Below are 25,219 nucleotides of genomic sequence, written 5' to 3'. Positions count from 1 at the left end.
TCTCCGGGAGTCGGTCAGGTGCTGTCAGCGCGAGCGCGCAGAGCGTCCAGCGGGCGCGGGTGAATTCGGGGGAGCGGAGCGGGGCGACGTTGCAGTGGTGCGCAGTACTGCTGTGGTCCGTGCCTGGGGAGCCGGGACCGAGGCGGCCTGTGCGCGGTACGCGGAGCGGCCTTGCTCCCCGGCCGACGGTTCCTCGGCCGGAATCACCGAGCGCCGGTAGGCGCCGGTCAGAGCCTTCAGATGATCGGCGCTCTGGCCGCGACGTTCGACGAGGATGGTGATGTCTGCGCCGATCGAGCCGAGGACCGTGCTGCCCACTCCTTGCTCGATCGCCTGCAACTCCCGGTAAGCGGACCGGGAAGCCTGGACGATTTTGCGGTCGAGATCGTCGACCCTCCAGGCGGCGTCCACGATGAGCGCGGCTATCTGGCCGTGCGGGCTGAGGAAGTTGTGCCGGGCCAGCAAGTCGGCCGGGCGGTCGACGCCGAGAGCATCGGCGACCATCTGTGTGCCAAGTCCCGGCGGGGTAGAGGGGGACATGAACATCCTTCGTGTAGTGGTGCGGTGAGCTGGGGGTCAGGAGCGGGTGCGGCGGGCCCGTGGCTGCGTGGCGGGAGCCGCAGGCGTCTGTGGATGGGCGGTGGCCCGGCCGCTGCTGCCGTGCGGGGAGCGAGCCCTGGCGGCCTGAGCACGACGCCCGAGGGGCTGTGTGGCGGAGGATGCCTCCCGCTCACGCTCCAGTCGGCGGGCTGCGGTGCGGTAGGCGGCCTGGTCTTGGCGCTCGCCGACGGCCAGGAGGTAGATCTCCCTGTTGTGCTGGGAGGAGGCCGGGGCGTCCCGATACTGGATGACCAGCCGCCACCGGGTCTCCGGATCGACGTAGACCTTGTGGCAGCCCGCCAGTTCGCGGTGCAGGGTGGCGCCGCGCTCGTTGCCATGGACCAGGTGCTGCAGTTCCAGCAGGGCCAGGTCACGGATGTCTTCCGGGACGGACCGCAGGTCGGCGAGGGCCTCGGGGTGAGCCGCGAAGGCGTACCGGGCCCGGCTCACGGCGCACTCCGACGCACACGTGCCGGCGCAGCCGACGCCGATCGAGGCGGTACGACGGCAGCCGGTGGCACGGCGAGGCCACCGGAGTTGACCGTCGAGCGGGCACGGGCAGTCTCGGCCCGCAGGCCGACCGCGCCGTCGGGAGCCGGAGCCAGGGGAAGGGGAGTGGATCGCTCCCTCACCCAGGTGTCCGCGGCTTCGACGGAGGGGAAGGCGCCCTCCCGCACCGTGTAGGAGCGGAAGTCCTTGGTGGTCTCTTCGAGGAAGACCCGGTACGGCGCGTGCGCGGAGGCGGGGTGGCTGTCGTGGACGAGGGTGCTGACCTCGATGCCGAAGTCGAAGGAGCACGGGTTGTCGGTGGAGTGGTCCAGGACCGTGTACCGATCGTCTGGGTTGGCCCTGAGCATGCCCTCAAGTCGGGCCGTGAGCACGTCGGCTGGCCGCGGACCGTGGTTCTTGGAGGGCTCCGCCGATTCGGCCGGGCAGCCCTGGCGGATGAGCCAGTTCTGCGCCAGGGGAATTACCGGGTGGCGCTCGTGCGTGAAGTCGAACGTGCGCTGGGCGGCATCCCGGGTGATGTGCAGCGTGACGTACTCCGCCGTACCGGGGATGTCCCAGATCGCAGCGCGGTCGTACAGCAGTAGGTAGGTCTCGCGGCCATCGGCGCTGTGGTGCTCTGCAAGAGGCACGAGCATGTCGTCCGAGAGCGTGACCGAGAGGAAGGCGTCCTCGGTCTGTTCGGTGGCGGGCGTGAAGCCGTCGAGCCGGTAGTCCGGTACCGGGGCGTGGAAGTCGGTCATGTCAGACCTCGGCAGGCTCGGGCGAGGCAAGCAGACGGTGGTTGGGCCGGGCCGGGCTGGTGGTGCACGCACCGAACGGCCCGTCCGGTGTGCGGAGTTGCAGCAGGGCCGGGTCGAGATGGTCGCGGTGCCAGGTGGAGGGGCCGGCCAGGCCGGCCTCGACGTCGGTGAGCTGCTGCCAGGCCAGCCACAGGGCGTGCAGCCGGGCGACCGCCTCGGGGTGTTCGTGCCACTGCTGGCACCACGGGCGGCCGGTGGTGATCTCCCGCCCGTAGACCGGCAGCAGAAGGTGGTGCACCCAGGTCGTCAGTGCGGCGAGTTCCTCGGCGTACGCCGTGCCGTCGAGCGCCAGAATGAAGATGGAAGACGGCCGCTCCGCCCCGGTGGCAGCCGCATCGCTGCCCGCCGAGGGGGAGTCCGGCGTGGCGCCTTCCGCGTGACCGGGCTCGTCGTGTTCGCCGTCCTGCTGGGGTGGCTGTTCGTCGGTGAGCCGGGCGAGCGTCTCGCCCTGCTTGCGGCTCTCCGCGACGAGCTGTGTGACGGTGGAGACGAGGTCGTCCAGGTCGTGGTCCGGTATGCGTACCGGCTCGCTGTCGTGAGCGGGTTCAGACATCGATACCCCTTGGCGTGAACGTGTGGGGTGTCGAGGTTTCGGAGAAAGCAGGGTTTGGCCCTGCCGGAAATTCGGTGTAGAAGCACCGCTCAGAGCTCTAGGCGATGCGGGCAGCCCTGCGATGAAACCGGCACACAGGGACGCTGGCCTTCCGTTCGGGGCTCACGGCGGTGGCACTGCCGTTGTTCCGCATCGTGGTGGCACGCGGACGAGGTCACGGTGTGGCTGATGTTGATCCGCGACGCCGACGAAGGGTGCACCTCGCGGCCGCTCGCCAAGCGCGGGTGTGCTCTTAGGCGGGCGGCTCAGGGCCCGCACCGCCCCGCAGGGAGGAGATGACGAGGCGTCCGTACCGGGTGGTGAGGGCAGCGGCGGTGGCGGCGATCGACAGGCCGAGGGCGACGAGGAGGTGGGCGGCGGACTGGTCGCCGAGGACCTGGAGGACGCTGAGAGCCGTGCCGAGGGGGAGGCCGAGGATGGTGAGGACTCCGAGAGCGCCGCTGATCTGCTGGCTCTCCAGGTTCTGGACCAGTCGGCTGTAGTCCGCGGCCTCGGCCAGTATCTCCGCGAAACGCTCGGGCAGTCGGTACTGAGCCTGGAAGGCAAGAAGTAACTCGTTCGCCGGGCCGTGGGCGGTCAGGTGCTGGCGCCAGTGAGTACTGCGGAAATGCGCGATGTTCCTCTCCAGCGACCCGACCTGGGCAGAAAGATGGGGGCCATCGAAAACCTCGGAGAGTTCGTCGGTGAGTTGGTCGATGTGGTCGCGCTGGAGCGTGCCGAGCAGCAGTGCGTCGAGGTAGACCGTACGGGCGTGCAAGGCTGCGAAGTCGTAGAAGTCGCCCTCGCCGGTGTCGGCGCGGTGACCAAGGAAGGCGGCGCTGTGCCGCAGCACGAGAGCGCTCCAGTCGGCGGAGATGCGCACAGCCTGGTCGAATTCGTCCGCGGCGGCCTCCGGGGCGACAGGAAAGTCGCGTGGCGTGGAACGGGATGCGAGCTGCCACAGCCAGGGGTCGGCAGTAGCCGGGAGTGCTGCCGTGGCCTCAGACCGAAGCGCGGGCGCGTGGTGGGCTTCGGGGGTGAGAAGGGCGATGGTGTATGGGCGGGTGATCGCTAACGCGTCGGTGTCGTCGCGGACCTCGGCTACCTGTCCGAAGAGCTGCTGCGGCGCGAACGGGCCGGTGAGCGGGTCGGGGCCGGCATCGGGCCGATGGCCTATCGCTCGCAGCACTGGAAGCAGTGGTCTGTCGACGGTGAAGTGCAGTACTGCCAGAGCGTGTCCATGGCTCCGTCCAGTGCCGGTACGCAACAGCTCCATGCCCTGCAGCCGCAGCCCGTCGTGGCAGATTGACACCTGCCGATACCAGCGACACGGGCGCCCGGGCGCCCCGTACAGCACTCTGGCGGAGGCGGGTGCGAAGTAGTTCGTCCGGGTGGCGGCATCCGTCCGTCGGTTGCCAGCCTGGAATGGGAAGGGTCCCTCCGGCCAGTCCGGAGTGCGCAGCAACCGTACCGGGAGCACGATCATCAGGATCTGTCGTGCCCCGGAGATAGCCTCCAGATCCACCGTCATCGGTAGTACTCGGCAGGGTCGGGCTGGTCGAGCCTGACTACGAACTCTGCGCCACCGGGGCGGTCTGCGGCCGCGTGGAACCGTACGCGTTCGCCAGTGCGGATGGTGCGGAAGCCTTCGGTGACGATCTGCGTGTAGTCGAAGGTGTAGTAGCGACCGTCGGCTTCGTCTTGGACGATGAAGGCGCCGACCGTTCCGGTCTGTCCTCCGCCGGTGGGCCGGCGGTCGACGATGATGCCGTGCCGCGCGTCGCTCATGAGAGGGTCGCCTCTGGTTCGGTGATGTCCTGTACACAACGGAAACCGACCGCGTTACTGCAGCCACGTTTCCGGTAGATGCCCTTGCTGCTCGCTTGCACAGCGCGCAGCGGATTGTCGTAGCTGCCACCGCAGATGACCGCTTCCCCGGCGTCATCCAGGCTGGTGGAGGTCCACTCCCAGACGTTCCCTGCCATGTCGGTGATGCCGTACGGCGAACGGTTCGCGGCCCTCTCGCCGACCGGGGTGACCCAGGCTCTGCGAAGTGCCTCTTGGGCGAACTCCTGCTGCCAGGCGTGGAAGGTCACCACGGGATGACCGACCCAGGTGTCAGCGCAGTTGACCGGTGCGCCATCCGATTCGTCGCCCCAGGGAAAGAGCCGGCCGTCCGTTCCGCGAGCGGCGGCTTCCCATTCCAGTGCGGTGGGCAGGCGCTTGCCCTCGAAGGCTGCGAACGCGAAGGCGCTCCACCAGCTGACGCAGATGGCTGGGTAGTCGTCGTAGCGGGCATTGCGGTAGTAGTCCGCTTCGCGGAGCCGGTCGGCCCACGGGGTGTGGGTGACGTTGTCCGGCTGGTCGGGGTGGTCCCAGGGCGAGGTGCCATCGGGCCGCAAGGTGTCGAGGAAGCGGCGGTAGCGGCCGACCGTGACGGCGTGGCGGTCGAATCGGACCGCGTGTCGTACGCGGCGTAACAAGAGCCGTTCAGCTGGCCCGACGAGGTGAACCCCAGCGGGAAGGACGCAATCATCGGAAGGGACAGCTGCCGGTATGCGGGCGAGGAAGGCTCTCACCTGCTCGGTGATGAAGGCACCTCCAGGCAGGTCTGCCGCCTCTTCACGACCGCTCGGGGTGGCAAGGAATCGGGCAGCCAGCAGCTCCTGATAGGCGGTATGGACGAAGGCGACCCGGTCCGGACCGGCCGGCCGCAACAGAGGGGCGAGCACGCAGCTGTCGAGTTCGAGACGACCGTCGATGAAGGCGCCAGAGCCAAGGTCGCGGTGCAGTTCGAGGAGGGAGAAGACCGTCTGATCAGCGAGGAAGGCCCTTCCGAAGACTGCGGACAGCCGTTCTTCAGCCTCGGCCTGACCCTGGTCTGCGAGGGTTTTCGTGATGTGTGCGCCGAGCAACACGTCGAGAGGCCGCGGAGAGGCGTGCTGGAGTAGGGCAGCCAGCCGTATCTCCAGCACCGTGGCATCGGGATCCGCGAGCCGTACGAGGTGGAAGTGCGGCACTCGGGCCGGGTCGACTCCGTTCGCGTACATCTGCTCAACCAGCTGCTCGGACCGGGCGGCTCCGCTGTCCAACAGCTGACGGACCTGGGGGGAGTCCGCGAGGAACGACACCCGCGAGCTCATGACCACAGTGGACTCAGCGGAGAGCACCGGGGCCAGATCCGCGAAGAGCCGCAGGAAGCCGGCCGGGCTGGCCTCGTCCACGCCCTCGTCAACCGCGTCCAGGACGCACAACGCAGAACCGGACCGGATCAGGTAGAGGAACAAGTCGTACGCACGGGAGCGGTCCGCCGCCATGCACGGGGACAGCAGGCGTGCGGCGTATTCGGGGAAGGTCTCGTCCCTCGCTTTGAGACTGAGGTCGAAGTAGAAGCGAAACCGGTGTGCGTCGGGGTCCGCGGCCAGCGTTCGGAGCAAGGTGCTTTTGCCGCTGCCGGGACGACCGGTGATCAGAACGTTGGCTTGGCCACGGGCAAGGCGGCCGAGGAGGACGGCTGCGTCCTCGACTGTCTGGATGAGCGGCTCTCCCGTGTGGGCGTCGGTGGACAGCACAGTGGCGGTGACAGCTCTGCGTGGTTCGGCACAGTCCGCGGAGGTCACGTCGGCCAGGTGGGCGGCAATGTCGACGTGCCTGTCGATGAAGCTGTCGTAGCGCACGAGCCGGTAGTCGCGGCCGAGCAGTTCGCGGACGGGTCCGGGCAGCTCCTCGTCCTCACCGGCCTCGTCGAGGATGACGAAGCGGGTGAGTTTGGGCAGACGGGTGCGCAGCAGTTCACCGCCGTTGGAAGTGAGTACGGCGCGTAGATCGTCCACGTCCTGCGAGACCATCAGCTCGACGTACTCCAGGCGCATGCCCGATTCACGGCAGAAGAGCTGGTAGACCGTGTCGGAAGTCAGGACGAATCGCTTGGCCTGACGGTAGCCGAGGGTGATGTACAGCCCGGCGAGGAACTCGCAGCGACGGGCGACCTCGGAATCCATCTGTGGCTCACCGCCCAGCAGGGCGGAACTGCTGGTACTTGTGAACCAGACCAGCACGTCGACCAGTCGGCGTATCGCGAGCAGCCCGTCCTCATCGGAGATGTCGTAGCCATCGTGCGTGGACCGGTTGCGCAGACGACGGATGTCATCCAGAGCGTTCAGGACGGTACTGCTGCGGATATGCGGCTGGCACCGCTTGACCAGGTCATTGAGGGCTCGGCCCGATGGGTCGCCCTCGATGCCGTGGTGCCGCCACAGCTCCTTGAGCAGCTTCTCCGTCAGCTTGCCGACGAGAGAAATTGCGTTCTCCGGATAGCCATCATTGAGGCTGCGTAAGGGACGTTCGAGATCGAGACCGAGGCGGTCAGCGACACGGGAGTGGTCATCGAGCTCGCTGCGGAGCCGTTGCAGTCGTTCGTCCACCGCCATGCTCATCGCCCACCACCCGGTTTCACGCCCAGTACGAAGGCGAAGCGGTCGGGAAAGGTGAGCACCGGCTCCGGATGGGCGGCTCTCATCTCATCGATTCCCTTCTCGATCTCGCTGTCACTGAATGTGGAGAGCACGGACATGTATCGGGCTCGCACCATCCCGATGTACTTCTCGCGATCGAGATGCAACTCATCCTGGACGTAACGAAGTTGGGGTTGCAACCCGGCCGCCCGTAGGTGGCCGACAATGAGCTCGGGGTCGGGTTGGAGTTCAGTGAAGCGGTCAAGCGCCGCTTGGAACAGCGGGTACTCGATGCTGGTCGGCAGCATGACCACGAGTAAACGACCGCCGGGAGCCAGCCGAGCGGCCAGGCCATCCAGGGTGGTGGCGGGATCGGCGACGTGATGCACGGACTCCTTCAACCAGATGGCGTCCAGCTGCTCGTACGGCAACTGGGCGCTTCCAGCAGCGACGTCTTCTGCCGAGGCTGCGATCGGCGTCAGGCCGGCGGGCGGTGGCGTACCGATCTGGGTCAGCATCGCCGGCGACGGGTCCACGCAGAGGATGGCATGCTGTGGGTCGATGATCCGCGCCACCTCGCGTGCGAAGATCCCCGTGCCGCAGCCGATGTCGGCCATGCGGTCACCGGAAGACAGACGCAGGGTCTCGGCGAGGCGTGCAGACATCCAGGTGATGTGGCGCGGCGCAGATCCCCAATGCTCGTCATAGTCGGCAGCAAGCCGCTCGTAATGTCCCTGAACATCCCGCCGCTCCACAGTCCCCCCGCCCGGGTATACGGCTCTGCTGGCCAGCCGTCAGGCTACTCCTCCCGTGACTCCACGAAACCGATCAGCCACAGTTTCAGCCAGAGCATGGTGGCGCCGATCGGCCGCCTGGGTGCAGACCGGCCTGGGCGGCGAAAGAATCTGCAGGGCGCGGGCGGCTTGCTGCGGCACAACGCCATTGCCCAGAGCGACCAGTTGGGCAGGACGCCCCAGCCCCGGGGTGGCGGTCACCCACCCGGGAGCCAGGCCCTGCATCCACTCCACGAACAGCGGGCTCAGGCGGCCCGCGTCATCGGTTGGCCGGGGAGCTGGGCGAGTGGCCGTCTCCCATCGGGCGATGGCGGCGGCATACGGCCCCCACATCTCGGTCCGTCCTCCGCCGACGTCGGCTCCTCGAACAGCGGCAGCAGCACTGTGGGCGACCCCTCGCTCGCGCCCTTCTGTCCCCGCGCCGTGCGTATGGACTGCGCACCGGAGAGGTGTCGCAGCTGGGCTGCTGCTGACGGCAGGGTCAAGTCCCCATTGCCATGCTGTCGGTTCGGCGAGCCCTTGATCTCGTCGGAGGCCACGGGGGTGGGCAGGAGCCACTCGACTTCGTCCGCCAGGTTCGGGCCGTGGCCGCCCTGCTTCCGTTTCGCCGGGTGCTGGCTGCCGCCGTTGGTCGCCAGGTTGCTCGTCGGCGTCTTGAGCAGCGGCGGTCCGCCCGGATGGCCAAGCGGCGAGGAAGACCCGTGCTCGGTGATGCGGGGCTCCGACGTCGGAGGCGCGAAGCACGCACCAGCGTGCATCGAACCGGAGGTCGGCCAGGGAGCCGAGTACGGCACCGAGTGCGCGCACAGCAGACTGGCCTGTGCCGTCTCCCAGACACCACGGGCAGGGTTCCACGTTGCCAGGGGAACCGGCGGGGGAGGACAGCAGCCCTCGGACATTCTCGATCACCACCAGGCACGGGTTGAGGGCGTCGATGGCACGGACGACGTGGTGCCACAGGCCGGACCGGGTGCCCTCAGCCAGTCCAGCGCGGCGGCCTGCGAGCGAGACGTCTTTGACACGGGAAACCGGCCGTCAGGACGCACACTCCGGGGACGTCGGCCCAGTTGACGGTCGTGATGTCGCCGAGGTTGGGCACGGTGGGCCAGTGGCGGGACAGGATCCGGGCCGCCCCCGGATCGATCTCGGCGTGCCAGGCGAGTGTGCCGCCGAGGGCGGCCTGGACGCCTAGGTCCAGGCCGCCGTATCCGGAGCACAGACTCCCGATCAATGGCGAGGTCGGCGGCAGCGTCAGGTCAGCGGGCATGGCGGGGCGTGGGGGTGTCGGCGAGCTGTGTCGGGCCCGGTGCGGGTGCTTGTGGCGGGAGGCGGTAGATCGAGTTTGTCGGGCGGGCGGAGCGGCTCAGTGCAGCCAGGGTGCGTGGTGGGGTGCCGTCCAGCCGGTCTGCTGAGCGCCTCAGTCCGCGGGCGGCGTCTGTGAGGTCGTTGCGTACGGTCCCCGTCCGTTCCTGGGCGATCAGGAAGGCGGCGTGGCGGGCGTCCCGTAGTTCCTTGGTTTCGGGGGCGTCGGCGTAGCGGTGTAGGAAGCCGAGCTGGACGTATGCCTCGGTGTAGTTCTCCGTTGCTTGTCCGGTCAGTGACGCTGCCGAGGTGTAGGCGTAGATGACTGGCTTGAGTTCGAGTCCGGGTTCATTCTCCGCCACGCGGAAGACGACCTCGTCCGAGAGGTCCTTGATCAACCCCGTCAGGGTGGCGAGGTGCTTGGACGCGGTCGGGAGGTCGGGAAGCTCGCGCGGTGTCCGGGGAACGTTGATTTCGGTGCGGAGCTTGTCGAACTCGTGGGCAACGGCGTACAGCTCTTCTCGCTCCAGGCCGGCGCGGCCTGTGTGATCGGTCATGACGGACTCCGGCGGTGGGTACGGTCGAGGACAGCGGGTCGCGAGGCCGCGGTGGATGCCGCCGTAGGGGCGGCGTTTGAGAGGTGAGGGCGGCTGCGCGATCGGGCCGCTTCGATGCGGGCGGCCGGCGGGTCGGCGGCCGGTTGGCCGGCGGCGCTGTGTGGTTCGGGCTCGGTTCCGGTGGCGATACGCCACCGCTGGCGGACTTCCTCCAGCGGCCCAAGTGCGTGGAGGGCATAGCCGATCAGCCGCCCCGGTGCCAGGGACTCGTCGTCGGCCAGCGCCCGCACCTGCCGGGCCGAGGCGGCTGCCGTCCGCACGAGGGAGGCTCGCACGACCTGCTCGCCGACATACTCCGCCGACCCTGCGAACGCCGAGGGGTCACAGATCCGCAGCACCCGTTCGGCATCCAGGGTTCGGTTGGCCAGAGCGCCGCGGCGTTGGGTCTCCCACAGCACGGTCAGCTGGTCGATGGGCTCGCCCCGGTGGTGGAGCGCGCCCAGGGATCGGTAGATCTGCTGATGGCCGGCGTCGGCGAAATCGCCGGGGTGGAGCCAGCCCACGACCTCATCCAGCTTCTTAGGACGTGCACTGAGGCATCCGAGGAGGAACTCCTCATCGGCCAGGAGCTGTTCATCCACCGGCTGTGGATGAGCAGGAGGGGACGGGGCCGACACCGGAGGTGCTACGGGCCGGCGCTCGCCGCCCCAGCGGCGCGCGAGATCAGCCAGCACGTTGGACAGGACATCGGCGTGATGGACCGATTCCTCCACGCCACCGCGGATGGCGTCGGCGCGGGCGGCTTGGTGCAGGCGTGTGGCGTGCTGGGCGACACTGCGGTGGATGGCGCCCTCCAGCACCATCCGTCCGTAGACCACCGCGTGCTCAGGCCGTGGACAGGTTGCTACCAGCGAATGTGCGGAGGAGGCGGTCAGGCCCCGGGTGTGCTTGCTTGCCTCGGCGACCGTGTCGGTCATCCACGACATCGGTACGGGGCCGGCGTCCTGGGCCTTCGAGGCGGGGTGGTCGTCGGACCGGAGCTTGAGCATCGCGGTGTAGATCGCAGCGTGTGCCGGGCGGGAGAAGTGCTCCGGCCGTAGCCAGGGGGAGAGCTGGTCGAGCTGGCCGGGAGCCAGGAAGACTGCTCCAAGGACTGCCTGCTCGGCTTGGACGAGCGGCGTCACCGTTGAACCTCGCGTACGGGAGTGTCGGAAGCTTCGCGTCCGGTGTGCAGATCAGCGACGGCACGGTTGGCGGCGGCCATGTCGGTGGCGAAGCGGTCCAGTTCGCCCGTGAAGGCCGGGTCGGAGGTGAGTACGGCTCCGGAGGGCGATACGAGCCACCAACGGCCGCCGCGGCGTACGACGGGAGCGTCGGCCAGCCGCTCGGATTGGCTGAGCGAAGCCCAGGACGGTGCGGGGTGTGGCATGGAGAGCACCTCGTGAAGAAGGCGAAGGCCGGGAAGCGGATCGGGTGGGCGGCGCGGCGCGAGGGCCGCGCCGCGCGGTCTCGCCCGGGTACGGAGTTGAGCGGAGCCGGTCATGCCGCGGGAGTGAAGTCGTCCTGGCGCAGTGCCTTGGCGGCAGCGCGTTCGCTGATAGCGGCCGTGGCCTTGGCGGACGCGGCGCCCAACTTCTTGGCGTCGCGGCCCTTGTACCAGGGCTTGAGGTCGATGCGTGCGAGGCGGATCCCGGTGGCCATCAACACAGCGGTGCCCTTGGGCATCGCACGGAGCACGTCCAGCGGGAGCACGCGCTCCTGGCGCATCGAGACGGAGGTGGACTTGCCGGACTCGCCGGTGGAGACCGAGACCGTGCGCACGTCGTGCTCACCGCCGAGGCGCGAGATCTTGTCGGCGAAGTCGGCGTCGTCCATGCCCGAGCCGATCACCTTGATCGTCGCGGCGGAGAGCAGCGCGTCCATGCCGGACTGCCCCCAGACCCGAACGCCCTGCTGGTAGGACTGCAGGATCGTCATCGGGATGACCCCGCGGGAGCCGAGATGCGAGTACAGGTCCGGCAGGTCGGCGATCTTGCAGACGTTGGCGGCCTCGTCCAGGATCGCCAGCAGCGGAGCATCCAGACGCCCGCCATCGCGTTCGGCCTGGATGACCGCGGCGCGCATGACGGCGTCGGCGGCTGCAGCGATGATCGCCGAGGCGGACCCGCCGCCGTCCTTCGACAGCAGATACAAGGTGTCCTTGCCGGTCGCGAACGCCTCCGGCTTGAACTCCCGCACCTTCTCAAGGCTCTTGGGCGGGGTGACCCAGGCGGCGATGCCCGGGTCGAGCAGGCAGCTGGCGTACTGCCGGGCGGTTTCGAAGATGCCGTCGCGGGTCTCGACCGCGCCGGCCACGGTGCCCTGGAGCTGTGCGGCGACCGCGTCGAACCCGGCGTCCTGGAGCAGATCGATCGCCGTACGGTCGGCCGGCGAGGCTAGCCAGGTCAGGACGTCCGTGATCGGGCGTCGGGCTTGGGCGGCGGCCAGGAAGAACGCGGTGAGGGTGTTGGCGGCGGCCGTGGACCAGAAGTCGCCCGCGCTCGACTCGTCGACGGAGGCGGTGACGAAGTGCCCGGCGAGCCGCCGGGCCCCGGCGAGATCGCGGGCGTCGGCGAGGATGTCCCACCACATGGTCTGTGGCGCGTGGGCGATCTGCTGCGGATCCAGCGTCCACACCGTCCCGACCTCGGCGCGGGCGTCGACGGTTGCGGTGTAGGCGTCGCGTGCCGCCTTGTTGGAGGTCAGCAGCACGGGGCCGGGGGCGCGCAGGATGGCGGGGATGGCCAGGCCGGAGGTTTTGCCGGAGCGGGGGGCCATGATCGCCAGGATCACGTCCTCCCAGGAGGAGCGGAGTTCGTCCTTGCCCGGCTTGAAGGTGCCCAGCAGCACGCCCCGGTCGTCGGGGGCGATGTCCTTGGGCTTCTTGCCCGCCAGACTGGGGCGCAGGTCGATGGCCTTGGCGGCGATCTGCTTGGCCAGCAGAGGCTCCAGGTCACGTCGGGTGGCCAGCCCCGACGGGCTGTTGCGGAAGCGCAGCCAGACCTTCGCGGCTACGACGGCGGTGGCTATGAGGGCGAGGGCCGGCAGGACGTAGCAGCCGGTGACCAGAGCGGGCTGCGGCAGATGAGGCCAGACCCGCTCCGGGTGGAGCAACGTTTCTTCAGGGTGGTAGGCGGCCCATGGGCCGGAGCCCGCAACGGCGTTGGTGAGGTTGCCGAACAGCCAGGCCAGTGAGCCTCCTGCCATGCCGAGCCCGGCGACGGCGAGCAGGAGGTAGAGGAGGAGGTCGGTACCGGTGGTGGTCGAGGGCGTGCTGGTGCGTGGGGACGACAAGGCGAGTTCCAGGTGGCGCGGCGCGGTGAGAGACGGCGGGGCGGCGCGTTGTTCTGGTGATCACGAGGACTCCTGAAGGCTGTTGAACGAGGTGGTCTACGGGCGGCGGGACGCGGCGGTCTGTGTGCTCGTCGCCGTGTGCGCGTCGGTGGTCGGGCTGGTGGGCCAGCCGGGGTGGTCCGGGCGGCGCTCGCGGATCTCGGCCCATGTGGCGGCGAGCGTGGAATCGCAGACGAGGCGGGAGGCGATGTCGGTGTAGTGGCCCGCATGGAACAGATGAACCATGGCCTGGGTGGCACGGGCCTTCTGCTCCGCCTCGCTCAGCCCCTCGGGCAGGCGCAGGCGGAAGGCCGTGGGCGTCCTTACGAAGCCGCAGGCCAGGAAGATCCGGCGGGCGCAGTTGTTGCGGCAGTCGGCGATGACCGCGCCGCTGGTCGGGTCGCGGTAGATCTCGGCTTCCCGTCCGTACACCTCGTAGAGGGAGGAGATGCAGCGGGACAGGAATCGGCTGATGCGGGACATGGGACGGCCTTTCTGAAGAAGAGCTGGTGGCGGGTCAGGCAGCGAGCTGAACGGTCAGGGCGCCGGCGTAGTGGTCACATGCGGAGCGTGCGTGGAAGGTGTCCTGATGGATCCGGGCCCAGCGCCCGTCCTGGCGGATCACGTTGGCGACGAGATCCACCGAGCGGCGGCCCCGGCGCAACGCGACCCACCGGCAGGCGGCCGTGTCGCCGACGGGCTCGATCCCCGTGGCGGCGACGATGTCCTTCACCAGGGCCTCCCACTGCTCGTCGGACAGGACGCGGCCGGTGTCGTTGACCACGGAGCAGTGCCAGGCGGGACGGGCCGGCCGCCGTCCGGTGCGCTGCTGACGTGCATGGAGAGGCTCATCGAGCAGCCGTGCCAGGTGCGCGAGGGAGAGCGCGCTTGCGGCTTCCAGGTGCGGCGACCAGGCGGCGACGAGATAGGGCTCGAAGCCTTCGTCGCGGTTGGCGTGGAGCGTGGTGAGGAGTGCTGTGGTGTCGGCGGAGCGCCGTATGTGGCAGTCGAAGGACGGATGCACGGCAGAGCCTTTCGGGGGTTAGAAGTGGGGATTTTCGTTCGGCTGGTCGCTCTCGGTGGCGGCGTCCAGCAGCTCGGGCAGGTCGGCGGGGTCGGCGTCGCGCTGGTCGATCCACCAGCTGGCGCGGGTCAGAGGTCGCACCGCGTCCTCGGTGGCCTCCCACTCGGATTCGCTGGTGGTGCCTTCGAGGACGAGGGCGGCGTAGGCGGCGGAGACGAGCTGGTGTCGGCATCGGGTGCCCCAGGCGATGCCGCGGTCCGTGCCTTCCAGATCGGGCATGCGGTACTGCTCGGACCACTCCTGGGCTTCGGCCTGCTCGGCGGCCTGCTTCTTCGCCAGCCACTCGGTCTTCGACTCGGCATCCTCGCCCCGGGCGGCCCGCCAGCAGTCGGTGCAGTCGCGTGCTGAGAGCCAGCGGGCGTAGCCGGCCCGCCGGTCGGCCGACCGGTCAGAGAGGTCGGCCTCGGTGGTGTGTCCGCAGGCGTGGTCGATGGTCCACAGCGTCTTGACGGCCATGACAGGAACTCCTTTTTCTGTACTTCTGGGATCGGAAGGGGTGGTCAGCGCGTACGGCGGGGGCTGGGTGGCGCGGCCGTGGAGCGGGGTCCTTCTCCCGGGGCTGCAGGAAGGTCGGCTGGGCGCTTCGGTGAGGGCGCCACGGCCGCGCGAGCACGGGCGGTGTGCGTGACGGAGGGCACCTCGTACCGCTTCGGGAGCGGAACGTCGGCCAGCGGCGGGGCATCCTGCGGCGTCACATCCGGCATGACCGACAGATCGAGCTGCGCGTCGGCCAACCGGTCGCCGAGGAAGGCAACATGGTGCGCGACCGTGCGCAGGTGCTGGCCAAGTTCCCGGCCGTCGGGGGTGTCGAGTCGTTCGCACCAGGCGGCAGCGGTGTCGATGAACTCCTCCAGATCGCCGACGGCACCGTGGTGCTCATCGAGGATCTGCTCCAGCACATCGGCGACGTCGGCCGAGCGACGCAGCTCGTGCAGCTCGCCGGTCAGCGCGGTCAACGACTGCCCAGGCTGCGTTGTACGTGCGGCCACGCCGTCAGGTGTGGGGACGGGCGGCGGCAGCATGATGCGGGGATCGGCGGCAACGGTATGGCCGGCGTCCTGGAACTCACGGGTGGCGGCGGCCACTGTCCGGACCGCGATGTTGTGCCCGGCGCCCTCCGGCAGGAGATAGACGTCCAGGTCCTGGCTGTAGCGGAAGTGGTGCTTGCGCAGGACCTCGTCCAGGTGCGGCCGGTCATCCGCGACGGCGGCGGCCACACCAAGGTAGGGGTGGACTCCGAAGGCGACGGCGGGCTCGTAGGGCAGATTCATCGGTGGAGACTCCTTCGAGGCAGGGTTGTCAGCGGGCGCGGACCGGCTGCTGGGTCGTGGAAGCCGGGCGGTATGCGGCGGCGACGGCCGGTTGCTGCGGCACTGCGGCGCCTGCGCGGGCCGGGGAGACGGCGGTGGCGGCCTGAGCGCGCTGCATCATCCACAGCCTCGGATCAGGACGCTCGTTGCCGGGCATCGCGTAGAAGACGTCGAACGCGCGGCCGGTGTGTGCCAGCCGGGACTCCACGTACCGCAGATCGCCCTCGCCTTCGATCAGCAGCCCCTCGCGGGTACGTATGTCGGTGCCGACCGCCCACAGCGTTCCGTGGGGATCGCGTGCCTGGTCGTGCACGACGATCCGGGCGGCCCGGATGTCGGCATCGAGAGCGCGGGCGGAAGCGAAGGACGCCTCCCCGACACCAGCACCCCCCACGGCGGAACGATTCTCCGGCCGATCGAGGAGGCTGTGATTGGTGGTGAGCGGAGTATGGGGATTGAGGTCGTATGCCGCGGCAGACGTGACGGTGTACTGCGCGGCACGCAGGGACTGGACCGCCTGCTGTCCACGGCGGGTCGGGTCGCGGTCGGGCTCGGTGAGGGCGTAGAGGTTGCTGCCGGGCAGCCGCTCGAAGCCGACCCGACGCAGCATGTGGTCGGCGACGTGGTTTTCGTGCGAGGCCGCAGCCACGACGCCGTAGCGGTCGTGGTGGCTGACGGTGATGTGCGGACGTGTTTCCGCCACGAGAAGTGCACCTCGCAGAGGTTGGGGCCGTGCGGACGACGAGGATGTGGCCCAAAGACGGGTTTGGTGATGCCGGAAAAATGCGCTAGCGAGGCCGACGGTCATGCCCATGCAGGTCGACCGGCGCCGCGGCGGCGGCGCGCTCCGCTCCAGCCATGACGGGTACCAGTGCGATCACGAGCGGGTACCTGATGGCCACCATTCGTGCGGTGAGCCTCATCCAGAACGCTGAAGGGGCCCGTGGCCAAAGGGATGTGGCTATGGGCGGCGTTGGCCTTCGCGGCGTCGATGTACAGCTGGACGAGCCGACGTGCGGCACGGCGGATGGTGGTCAGAGGCATGGGAATGGATTCCTTCAGATGCTTGGGAGGGGAGGGCGGAAGGAGCCGAAGTGCGGCTTCGGCTCCCTCCGAGGCATGAGCCCGGCCAGCGGATGCGCTCAGGCGGACATCCGGGCGTCTGTATCGAACAACTCGCGTTCGCGCGGGTGGAGAAGATGCTGAGTAATGAACGACCGGCCCGCGACCTTCCACAGGCCCCGGCCCTTGGTGAGGGCGGACACGGCCTGGGTCTCCACGCCGGTCAGCCCCAGCAGGGCTGCGGCGGAGGTGAGTTGGTCGGCTTCCTGGCGGTAGACGATGCGGGTCGAGCAGTCGGTGAGCAGACCCTCCGCCAGCGCCCGGCCCCGGGAGCCGGCATCGCCCGCGGTCAGCAGATCGCTCAGGCGGTGGATCACCATGAGGTTGGCGATGCCAAGACCACGTGAGAGCTTCCACTGGCTCTGCATGCGCTCCAGCAGGGCGACGTGCCGCATGACGCGCCATGCCTCGTCGTAGATCACCCAGCGCCGTCCGCCGGTGGGGTCGGCGAGCGCGGACTCCATCCACGCCGAGGCGCAGGTCATGGCCAGGACGAGCGCGGTGTCGTCGCCGGCCCCGCCCAGGCGGGAGAGATCGATGGACAGCATCGGCGCGCTCGGGTCGAAGGCCACGGTGCTGGGGGCGTCGAACATCCCGGCTAGGTCACCGTGCACCAGCCTGCGCAGCGCGTGGGCGAGGTCTTCGGCGGCGTGTCCGAGCCGGCCGGTCAGCTCGCCGAGCGCACAGTCGAGCCGCTCAGGGGAACCGAGCACGTGCGCGACATCGCCCAGCAGCGGGGTGGTGCCGTTGGCCTCGGCGTGAGCGACGGTCTGGTCGAGCGCCACATCCAAAGCGGTGTGCTCCATCGGATGCAGATCCCGCCGCAGGACCGTCTTCGCGAGAGAGCCGAGAAGAAGAAGGCGCCGCTTGCGGACCTCGTTGGCCCAGTCCTCCTCGCTGACGCCGTGCGGCCTGGCGGGTGCGTCCAGGGGGTTGAGGCGTCCGGGCAGGCCGGGGCCGAGGGCGATGGTCTGGCCGCCCAGCTCCTGGGCGACGACGGTCCACTCGCCCTTGGGGTCGCAGGGGACGTAGATCCGGTAGCCGAAGGCCACGGCTCGCAGGGCGAGGGACTTGGCCAGGGCGGACTTGCCCATGCCGATGATCCCGGCGAGCAGGATGTTCGGATTCGTGAATCCGTCGAGACGCCCGTACAGCGCGAACGGGTCGTACGTAAACGCCGCCTCGGCGTGCACATCGCGGCCGATGTAGATCCCCTGGGCGCCGAGGCCGCCCTCGGCGAGGAACGGATACGCGCCGCTCGCGGTGGCAGTCGTCATCCGGTGGGCGGGGAGCTTGAGACGGCCGCCGCGGGCGGAGTACGGGCCGGGTCGGCCGGCGGCCGGGTAGGTGGCCCGCAGCTCGGGGTCGACGCCCGGTTCGGCACGGCGGGCTTGAGGACGCGCGGCATGGCGGGCCTGATCGCGGGCGGCAGCGAACTGGTCACGAGCCGCGCGGGCGCTGCGGCGGTCGCTTTTGCGGGGGACGAACAGCGGGCTGGCGCTGGCGCGGTCGCGGGTGCGGTTGGACATGACGGGTGCTCCAGCAGGTCAGTGTCGGGTCAGGCCGGTGAACGGGTCGCGCAGATCAGCCGGCGTGTGGTCACGGCGGACATGTGCGGCGGTGGCCAGGTGGCGCTGGCAGATGGTCAGTTCGGGCGCGCCTTCAGGGAGCCGGGACCGGCACGCCTCCCGCGAGCGGGGGCGGCCGGTGCCGGGATGGGCGGCTGCGTGATAGGCGTCGTGGAGATGCTCGGCGGCCTGCCACAGCCGGACCCGGCAGGCTCGCAGGTGATCACCCTCGGCCTCGGCCACCGGAGTGGTGCGGGCGGCGTGGGCGTCGAGCAGGCCGTACAAGGCGGTGAGGTGGGCGTGGAGAGCGTCCAGCTCGGTGCGGTGTGCGGCCACGGGTCCGGCGGGAAGGTTGATCGCCCGGTGGAAGTCGAGCGCCGCGGTGGCGAACGGGACGAAGTCCTCAGCCAGGTCAGGCAGGGGATCGGTCGGCATGGGAGAGGGCCCTTCGGGTGAGCGCGGTGGTGGAGCTGGTGCGCTAGGGGCGGGCCAGCGGGAGGGCGGCGTTGGTGAAGGCTTCGGCCTGCTGCCAGGTCAAAAGCCGCAGATCGAGGAGCGCGGACACCGCAGCCGTCTCGATCGCCGCGCAGGCGGAGTTGAGTTCTTCGTCGGTGTCGGCGCTGACGGTGAGCAGGCCGGTCAGGGCGACGTCGGCGTGGCCGGCGATCAGCTGGCGCTCACGGGCCTTGATGTCGGCGTACTCGACGGAGTCCTCTTCGGAGTCGACCTGGCCCTTGCGCTGTCGCTCGGCCGCATCCGCGATCACCGTGGCCTTCTTGCGCTGCACGTCCTTGAGCGCTGCATCCAGCCCCTTGGGCGCGTAGGTCAGCGACAGCGTGCGGCGTACCCCCGAGGTGAACAGGAGCTGATGCAGGAAGCCGGGGGAGGTTTCGATGCGGGGCCAGTTCTCGATCCAGTACGTGGCGTGGCGGGCCGAGTCCGTCTGGATCCGGTCCGCCTTCTCCACCAGAACGACCGGGCCGGCAGCCGCCGGATCGGCTTGGGGGCGGCCGGCCTCGGACCACTGATCCAGAGCCGCGGACGCCTTCGGGTCGTAGGCGGTGCGGATCACTGCGGCGATCTCACTCGCCCCCAGCCAGCCACCGGGCATCAGACCGGAGTTGCGGGCGGCCTGATCGAAGGTGGAGGTCAGCTGGGACAGAACGGCGAAAGCGCCGGTGAGTCCGCCGCCGGCCTGATTGATCAGACGCCGAGCGGCCTTGAGATCGAGGGCGAGCGCGACGTAAGCCTCGTGCGGGGCTGCGGCCGGGCCGGCGGCGGCCAGCAGATCGCTGTAGATGGGGCCGGCCAGGTGGGTGTCGGCGTTGCCGTGCTCGCTCCAATACCGGTTCAGAGCATCGCCGGAGTCCGGCACGGTCCGCTCCAGCACCTGGACCCGCGCGATGTGACCGGAACGGGACAGGGCAGCCAGGGTGCGGCCCCAGCCTGCGACATTGCTGGCCTGGGTTGCCGGATCCAGCAGGGCGAAGGCACGGGAGGAGACCTTTACCACGGCGGTCAGGGTGCCGTTGTGCGGATCGTGCACTGCACCGAACTGGCCATCAGGTGATGCGGCCACCCGCAGCGAGGCGGCAGTGCCCGGCAGGTGGAGCAGGCCCTCGCGCCGCGGTCGGCGGGAGGGGCGGGCGAGCCAGATGAGCTGGCCCTTGAAACGCCGCAGCGCGTAGCGCAGGGCGATGGGTGCCCAGTCGGCGAGGGACCGTCCGCGGTGGCGGATGAAGACCGCCGCCAGGATGACCGCCCACAGCGGGATGAGCTTGAGCGCACCGGTGACGCCGGCGCGCATCAGCACCCCGAGCAGGGCCAAGCCGGTGAGGGTGACGACGACGAGCTGGGCGACCGAGAGGCCGAGCAGTACACCGCGACGAGAGCGGTGCGGGAACTTCACAGTGGCCGGGCCGTCAGGAACAGAAGCGTCGGGATGCATGGCAAAGCCGTCCTTGGAACGTGGTGAGAAAGAAGGAAGGGGAGACGGGGGCGGGCGGGCCGAGCGCGGCAGGCGCCCGCCCCCGTCAGTTGAGGGCTACGAGCCCGATCCACCCGGTGGCTTGGGGTAGATCCACCGCTGCGGAGTGCTGCCGCCCTGCGGAGGAGGCCCGCTTGCCGGTGGCGGTCCGCTGGGCCGTGGCGCCGGCGGATCCATCCGCGTACCCGCCGCCGAGGCGCCCGGCGTGGACGAAGCTGCTGCCGCGCCCGAGGTGGTCCCCTGGCCGGGGCGCTGGATCAGGGGCTGGCCGCGATCGCCGTCCGTGGGAGGCCGCTGGATCAGCGCCCGGCCCTTGTCGCCCGTGGCGTTGGGGTCCTCGCCGTAGCGGAAACGGGTCTGCTTCGGCTTCCCGCCACCGCCCGAGCCGCCGGCCGGGTCGATGCCGGAGGCGACACCGTCCGTGCCCTGGCCCGGCACCTGCGACGGCCCCTGCGGAGCAGGCGTACCGGTGCCCGCCTGCATGGCGAGCTGGCCTGCGGTCTTGGCCGCACCCGCCGCCACCGTCACCCCGGCGACGCCGGTGCGGTGCAGGTCATCGTGGCCCCCGCCATCAGCGGCCCAGTGGATGAACTTGTAGGTGGCGTACGGGCAGAGCATCACCAGGACCATCACGACGATGCCCGCGATCGCATCCGACAGGGCAGCGAGCCCACCGTGCGAGTCGGACTTGCCCATGGCCGAAACACCCAGCAAGAACACAATCGTCATCAGCAGTTTGCTGACCACCAGGGTGGCCGTGGCCTCGACCCAGCCGCGGCGCCAGCGCCGGGCCACCTCCCAGCCCCCGCCAGCCCCGGCGAAGACCGCCAGCGTGACCAGGACCAGGATGCCGACCTTGCGGGCCACCATCACCGCCCAGTACAAGAACGCCCCGATCGCGCAGCCGAGCGCGATGATCGAGGGAACACCCCAGCCCAGGCCATACATCGCCCCCAGCTCGTTCACCTTGATCATGCGGCGGACCGCATCATCGACGGAACTGTTGGCCGCCTTGAACAGACCCGCACTGAGCGCATCGACCACAGTGATGGCCACCGTGGTACAGGCAATGGCGGCGAAGGCGAAGAAGACGCCCACCATGGTCCCGAACGCCGCCTGGGCAAGGGCACGTTCGTCCCGGCGCCAGGCGGCACGGGTCAGCTGCAGACAGAACGTGCCCACCGTCAGGATCAACCCGATCGGCAACAGCAGCTCGTAGTTGTTCCGGAACCACTCGGCGTTCAGATCGATGGCGGTGGTCTGATCGACCGCCTTGGACGCCAGGTCGGCGGCCGACTGGGCCACCTCGCCCATCGACTTGGCGATCCAGGCACCGATGCCGTCGGTGACCGCCTCGCCGGTGGAGCTGACGACGCCGCCGACGGCATCGCAGACCGTATTCATCAGAGGAAGGTCGCAGGCTCCCATCAGGGCACCTCCTTATCCGGAATCAGGGCGCTCATGGCGCGGCATTGGGCAGGACCGCGGCCAGCGCACAGTTCTGGTGCGGCCGGCACTGGACGGCGAGGGTCATCGAGCGGGCCTCGGCCCCGGCTCCCGAGCCCTTCCAGGCGAGGGACTGCTGGCCGGTGACCGTGACGGCGTAGACGTACGCCTCGGTGATCGCACCGGGATCCTGCGCCAAGGCGGTCTTGAACGCCTGCGGGAAGTGGCCCTCGCCGACGGTGGCGCTCGCATGCTGGCGGTTGTCGTGCAACCGCGACCACAGCACCGGGCTGGGCACCTGGTCGGTGATGGACTTCCAGTCGGCGTACTGCTTCTCGCCGCTCATCCACCGCTTCAGCCCGGCCAGATGCTCGGCCTGCGAGAAGCTACGGGTGTCGTACGTCCACAGGACCTTCGTGGCCGCCTTGGCGAACACGATCGGATCGCTCGTCTTCGGAGGATCCGCGACAGCGACAGGCTTGCCGTCAGTCGCCTCGGGCGAGGGCGACGACTCCTGGGCGGACGTCGATGGCGGGGAGGGCTTGGCCGAGGCCGGGCTGTTCGTACGGTTGAGATACGCGACGAGACCGGCGACGGCCAGCAGCACGGCGAGGATGATGCCGCCGATCAGCGAGCGCCGCAGGACCGAGGCCGGTTCTCCGTACATGCGCTCCTCGGCATTGCGGAGACGTTTCTTCGGCATCAGTGGACCTGCGTTCCCATGGCGGAGAAGAACGCGACGATGCCGTTTGCGGCACCCAGCAGCAGGGCGCATCCAGCGGCGATGGCTGTGCCCTTCTTGCCGTTCTGCTCGGCCTGGTGGCCGCCGCTGTGGTGGCCCCAGGCCCAGACGACTGCGGAGATGACCAAGGCGCCGACCGTGGCGATGATGCCGAACAGGTTGATGCTGCCTATCACGTTCTTCAGGACATCGAGCCCGGGGAGCCCACCCTGCTTCGGTGTAACGCCGGGGTTGTAAGCGAGGTACTGGGCGTGCTGCATGAGCTTCATGGGGAACTCCAGTGCGAATTTGGGCATGCGAAGGCTCGGAAGGGAGGAAGACGAAAGAGGGGGAGAGAGGGGGAGGAAGAGAGGCCGGTCAGACGACTCGGCGCGCGGCGAGGATGTCCGGCCGCCAAGAGGCGAGAGTCGAGATCTTGACCACGTCACCGGACTTCGGAGCCTGCAAAATCAGCCCCTGGCCGATGAACATCCCGACGTGTTCCGGCACCGCTGCTGTGCCGCGAGTGAAGAGCAGATCGCCGGGCTTGAGGGCATAGACGCTGACCGCCTTACCCTCCTTGACCTGCGTGTACGTCGTCCGGGAAATCGACACCCCACCGGCCTTGTACGACGCCTGCATCAACGACGAGCAGTCACAGCGGCCCATCGGGTCCTGACCGCGCGGATCGGTACAGCTGCCACCCCACTGGTACGCAGTGCCAAGCTGACCCAGCCCCCAACGGATCGCTGTGCGAACCGACTTGGGCGCATCAGCCGGGACCTTGTAGCCCTTGGGGACGGACCCGGCCGGGATCGGGCCGAACCCGCTCCCATCGCCTCCCGTCCCACATCCACCAGAAGGGACCTCCGGCTCGGCGTCCTTGCCGTCGTCCTTGCCGGAACCGCCCTTGGCGGGGAGGTCCTTGGCGATGGCCTTCTGGAGCGCCGTGGCCAGCGGTTCCCACTTGGCGTAGGCGTCCGGGAACCCGCTCGCCTGGACCGCCTGCGCGGCCTGGGCGACGGTCATCGACTGCCAGCCCGAGACCTTCAACAGCCCCTCGTAGAACTGCGTCGAGGCATGCACCGGATCCCGGACCTGCTGCGCGGTACCCCAGCCCTGCCTGGGACGCTGCTGGAACAGGCCGAGAGAATCCCGGTCGCCGTAGGCCAAGTTCCGCAGCCCCGACTCCTGCAAAGCAGTCGCCAGCGCAACGATCTGCCCGCGCGGGGGCACCTTCATCGCCACGCCAGTGGCCAGGATCGACTTGGCGTTCGGGATCTGCTCCTTCGGGTTATCCAGCCCCGCAACGGACACAGAACCCTTGCCGCCGCCCTTGAGGATCGACTCCACCTGTTCGGCCACGGCCTTGGCATCCACCGCACCGGCACCACCGGCTTCGCCGCAAGCGGCCTGGGCATTGCTGGCGCCGGCCAAGGCGACGGCGATGGGCGCGATCACCAGCATCGGGGCGAGGACGACACCCCCGGCTATCGCTGCGACCTTCTTCACAGCCCGCCACCGGACGCTCGGCGTATCCAGATATCCGGCTCGGGCGAGGGGCGTGCCTGGGCATGCTGCATCAGCAGCTCCTTACTCGTAGGCAGCGTGGCGCCGGCGTTCTCGTCGAAAAGGCCACCGGCACCACACCGGTTAAACACTCGAAAGTCCCCGAAGGGAGGGCCGCGCGCTTCAGAGCTGCTAACTCCGAAGCGCCAGCCCCTTTATTGCAAGGCGGCAGCCAGCCGCGCTCGTAATCTCAGGCGCCACACGGTGAATTCCTCTATCTCGCATCCGTCAGGGGTTTCACGGGTGCCGAATGGGCCGCCGATTGGACGAGGTAACACGCATCAGCACAGCTCAACAGGGCCGGGACCAGGACCGGTCCTGCGAACATGCCGAGACTGTAGGGACAAAATCCGGCCGCACCAAACGAGCCGCGATCATGAAAGGAACGACCAAGATCACGTCATTGGGTGCGGCCGGAAAAAGGCGCTAACCTCCAGCCCACTGCCCGCCCGGTCAGCCACCTGTGCGGTTGTCCCGAGCAGTTCTTGCACGCATATTCCGTTCCACGGGGGCGTGCATGTGGTCGTCTTCCAGAAAGAGAGATTCGCCGATGTCCTCGTACACCCTGCACCGAGGCGACGCGCTCACCGTCCTGAAGTCCCTCCCGGACGAGAGCGTCGATGCCGTCATCACCGACCCGCCCTATAACTCCGGCGGACGCACCAGCTCCGACCGCACCGCCCGCACCGCACGAGCGAAGTACACCAGCGGCGACGCCCGCCACGACCTCGCCAACTTCCCCGGCGAAAATCGCGACCAGCGCTCCTACCGCGCCTGGCTGACCGACCTGCTCACCGAGGCATACCGCGCCAGCCGCGAACACGCCGTCGTCATGGTCTTCTCCGACTGGAGGCAGGACCCCACCACGTCCGATGCCCTGCAGATGGCCGGCTGGACCTGGCACGGGAAGATGCCGTGGATCAAGCCAGCCTCACGGCCCCGCAAGGGCGGGCCGAAGCAAGACTCCGAGTTCATCCTCTGGGGCGTCAAGGGATCCCTCGACAACACCCGCGACCTCTACCTGCCCGGCCACTACATCGCCTCCCAGCCCCGCAAGGACCGCGTCCACATCACCCAGAAACCCATCGAGGTCATGCAGCAACTCGTCCAGGTCTGCCCGCCCGGCGGCACCGTCCTCGACCCCTTCACCGGCTCCGGATCCACAGGCATCGCCGCACTGAAGGAAGGCCGCAACTTCGTCGGCGTCGAACTCTCCGACCACTACGCCGGCATCGCCGAACAGCGGCTGCGAGGTGCGCTGACCCAGGACGACTTCGAACTCGCTGGGCCCGAGGAGTGACGGTGAGAAGACCGGAAGACGGGCGCAGAACGCAGAGAAGGGGGGGGGGTTGACCCCAACCCGGGGGAAAACCCCCCCCCCCAGGGCGGGGGGGGGGCACACCCCGCCGGCGTGGGGGTGTATGGTGAAGG

The 25,219-nt window shown here is 69.2% G+C and carries 27 protein-coding genes; 1 reads left to right on the top strand and 26 read right to left on the bottom strand.

Annotated elements, in window-relative coordinates:
• Positions 1-24: 24 nt before the first annotated feature.
• From ACFW5B_RS17845 to ACFW5B_RS17720, 26 genes are all read right to left on the bottom strand, one after another.
• Entirely contained in the window at positions 25-540 is a 516-nt protein-coding gene (locus tag ACFW5B_RS17845) for a hypothetical protein (RefSeq protein ID WP_386439938.1), read from the bottom strand.
• Positions 541-576: 36 nt separating this feature from the next.
• A complete protein-coding gene (locus ACFW5B_RS17840; RefSeq protein ID WP_386439937.1) occupies positions 577-1,050 on the bottom strand; it encodes a type II toxin-antitoxin system RelE/ParE family toxin in 474 nt (157 codons plus the stop codon).
• Positions 1,047-1,850, bottom strand: coding sequence for a hypothetical protein (locus tag ACFW5B_RS17835; RefSeq protein ID WP_386439935.1), 804 nt, complete (start codon positions 1,848-1,850; stop codon positions 1,047-1,049). Before ACFW5B_RS17835 ends, ACFW5B_RS17840 begins: the two co-directional genes overlap by 4 nt.
• A gap of 1 nt (position 1,851) precedes the next feature.
• Positions 1,852-2,463, bottom strand: a complete 612-nt coding sequence (locus ACFW5B_RS17830) for a DUF4913 domain-containing protein (protein WP_386439933.1) — start codon at positions 2,461-2,463, stop codon at positions 1,852-1,854.
• Positions 2,464-2,755: 292 nt separating this feature from the next.
• Positions 2,756-3,814: a hypothetical protein gene (locus tag ACFW5B_RS17825; protein WP_386439931.1), complete on the bottom strand. Its 1,059-nt coding sequence runs from the start codon at positions 3,812-3,814 to the stop codon at positions 2,756-2,758.
• Positions 3,815-4,029: 215 nt separating this feature from the next.
• Complete coding sequence (locus tag ACFW5B_RS17820; protein WP_362828040.1) at positions 4,030-4,290, bottom strand: hypothetical protein; 261 nt, start codon at positions 4,288-4,290, stop codon at positions 4,030-4,032.
• Positions 4,287-6,938 (bottom strand): SUMF1/EgtB/PvdO family nonheme iron enzyme, encoded by a 2,652-nt coding sequence (locus ACFW5B_RS17815; RefSeq protein ID WP_386439929.1) that lies wholly within the window; start codon positions 6,936-6,938, stop codon positions 4,287-4,289. The genes ACFW5B_RS17820 and ACFW5B_RS17815 overlap by 4 nt, the downstream gene beginning before the upstream one ends.
• Positions 6,935-7,711: a class I SAM-dependent methyltransferase gene (locus ACFW5B_RS17810; RefSeq protein ID WP_386439927.1), complete on the bottom strand. Its 777-nt coding sequence runs from the start codon at positions 7,709-7,711 to the stop codon at positions 6,935-6,937. The genes ACFW5B_RS17815 and ACFW5B_RS17810 overlap by 4 nt, the downstream gene beginning before the upstream one ends.
• A gap of 39 nt (positions 7,712-7,750) precedes the next feature.
• Positions 7,751-8,710, bottom strand: a complete 960-nt coding sequence (locus tag ACFW5B_RS17805; protein ID WP_386440099.1) for a DNA cytosine methyltransferase — start codon at positions 8,708-8,710, stop codon at positions 7,751-7,753.
• 16 nt (positions 8,711-8,726) lie between these two features.
• A complete protein-coding gene (locus tag ACFW5B_RS17800) occupies positions 8,727-9,017 on the bottom strand; it encodes a DNA cytosine methyltransferase (RefSeq protein WP_386439925.1) in 291 nt (96 codons plus the stop codon).
• Positions 9,007-9,609 (bottom strand): hypothetical protein, encoded by a 603-nt coding sequence (locus ACFW5B_RS17795; protein ID WP_386439923.1) that lies wholly within the window; start codon positions 9,607-9,609, stop codon positions 9,007-9,009. The genes ACFW5B_RS17800 and ACFW5B_RS17795 overlap by 11 nt, the downstream gene beginning before the upstream one ends.
• Positions 9,606-10,793 carry a DnaB-like helicase N-terminal domain-containing protein gene (locus tag ACFW5B_RS17790; RefSeq protein ID WP_386439921.1) on the bottom strand — a complete coding sequence of 396 codons (1,188 nt, stop codon included), beginning with the start codon at positions 10,791-10,793 and terminating at the stop codon, positions 9,606-9,608. Before ACFW5B_RS17790 ends, ACFW5B_RS17795 begins: the two co-directional genes overlap by 4 nt.
• Positions 10,790-11,038 (bottom strand): hypothetical protein, encoded by a 249-nt coding sequence (locus tag ACFW5B_RS17785; protein ID WP_386439919.1) that lies wholly within the window; start codon positions 11,036-11,038, stop codon positions 10,790-10,792. Before ACFW5B_RS17785 ends, ACFW5B_RS17790 begins: the two co-directional genes overlap by 4 nt.
• Positions 11,039-11,148: 110 nt before the next feature.
• On the bottom strand, positions 11,149-12,942 hold the full coding sequence (locus tag ACFW5B_RS17780; protein WP_386439917.1) for a type IV secretory system conjugative DNA transfer family protein: 1,794 nt from the start codon (positions 12,940-12,942) through the stop codon (positions 11,149-11,151).
• A gap of 96 nt (positions 12,943-13,038) precedes the next feature.
• Positions 13,039-13,464: a hypothetical protein gene (locus tag ACFW5B_RS17775; RefSeq protein WP_386439915.1), complete on the bottom strand. Its 426-nt coding sequence runs from the start codon at positions 13,462-13,464 to the stop codon at positions 13,039-13,041.
• A gap of 34 nt (positions 13,465-13,498) precedes the next feature.
• Positions 13,499-14,005, bottom strand: a complete 507-nt coding sequence (locus tag ACFW5B_RS17770; RefSeq protein WP_386439913.1) for a hypothetical protein — start codon at positions 14,003-14,005, stop codon at positions 13,499-13,501.
• A gap of 18 nt (positions 14,006-14,023) precedes the next feature.
• Entirely contained in the window at positions 14,024-14,521 is a 498-nt protein-coding gene (locus ACFW5B_RS17765) for a hypothetical protein (RefSeq protein ID WP_386439912.1), read from the bottom strand.
• Between the two features lie 44 nt (positions 14,522-14,565).
• On the bottom strand, positions 14,566-15,336 hold the full coding sequence (locus ACFW5B_RS17760; protein WP_386439910.1) for a hypothetical protein: 771 nt from the start codon (positions 15,334-15,336) through the stop codon (positions 14,566-14,568).
• 28 nt (positions 15,337-15,364) lie between these two features.
• A complete protein-coding gene (locus ACFW5B_RS17755) occupies positions 15,365-16,078 on the bottom strand; it encodes a hypothetical protein (protein ID WP_386439908.1) in 714 nt (237 codons plus the stop codon).
• Between the two features lie 439 nt (positions 16,079-16,517).
• The gene (locus tag ACFW5B_RS17750) at positions 16,518-18,026 is read right to left on the bottom strand and encodes an ATP-binding protein (protein ID WP_386439906.1); all 1,509 of its coding nucleotides are present in this window, start codon (positions 18,024-18,026) and stop codon (positions 16,518-16,520) included.
• A gap of 18 nt (positions 18,027-18,044) precedes the next feature.
• A complete protein-coding gene (locus tag ACFW5B_RS17745; RefSeq protein WP_386439904.1) occupies positions 18,045-18,500 on the bottom strand; it encodes a DUF6238 family protein in 456 nt (151 codons plus the stop codon).
• Positions 18,501-18,543: 43 nt separating this feature from the next.
• Positions 18,544-20,013 (bottom strand): SCO6880 family protein, encoded by a 1,470-nt coding sequence (locus tag ACFW5B_RS17740; RefSeq protein WP_386439903.1) that lies wholly within the window; start codon positions 20,011-20,013, stop codon positions 18,544-18,546.
• Between the two features lie 96 nt (positions 20,014-20,109).
• Positions 20,110-21,480, bottom strand: coding sequence for an ATP-binding protein (locus ACFW5B_RS17735; protein ID WP_386439901.1), 1,371 nt, complete (start codon positions 21,478-21,480; stop codon positions 20,110-20,112).
• Positions 21,481-21,511: 31 nt separating this feature from the next.
• Positions 21,512-22,201 (bottom strand): hypothetical protein, encoded by a 690-nt coding sequence (locus ACFW5B_RS17730; RefSeq protein ID WP_386439899.1) that lies wholly within the window; start codon positions 22,199-22,201, stop codon positions 21,512-21,514.
• Entirely contained in the window at positions 22,201-22,509 is a 309-nt protein-coding gene (locus ACFW5B_RS17725; RefSeq protein WP_030068283.1) for a DUF6112 family protein, read from the bottom strand. The genes ACFW5B_RS17730 and ACFW5B_RS17725 overlap by 1 nt, the downstream gene beginning before the upstream one ends.
• A gap of 88 nt (positions 22,510-22,597) precedes the next feature.
• Positions 22,598-23,731 carry a C40 family peptidase gene (locus ACFW5B_RS17720; RefSeq protein ID WP_386439897.1) on the bottom strand — a complete coding sequence of 378 codons (1,134 nt, stop codon included), beginning with the start codon at positions 23,729-23,731 and terminating at the stop codon, positions 22,598-22,600.
• A 607-nt stretch (positions 23,732-24,338) separates the two neighbouring features.
• Here ACFW5B_RS17720 and ACFW5B_RS17715 point away from each other — a divergent pair.
• On the top strand, positions 24,339-25,088 hold the full coding sequence (locus ACFW5B_RS17715; protein WP_386439895.1) for a DNA-methyltransferase: 750 nt from the start codon (positions 24,339-24,341) through the stop codon (positions 25,086-25,088).
• Positions 25,089-25,219: the final 131 nt, after the last annotated feature.

Source organism: Streptomyces sp. NPDC058773 (assembly GCF_042746015.1).
Taxonomy (GTDB): domain Bacteria; phylum Actinomycetota; class Actinomycetes; order Streptomycetales; family Streptomycetaceae; genus Streptomyces.
Note: the sequence above shows the minus strand (reverse complement) of the source record. Positions and strands in the feature narration are given on the sequence as shown.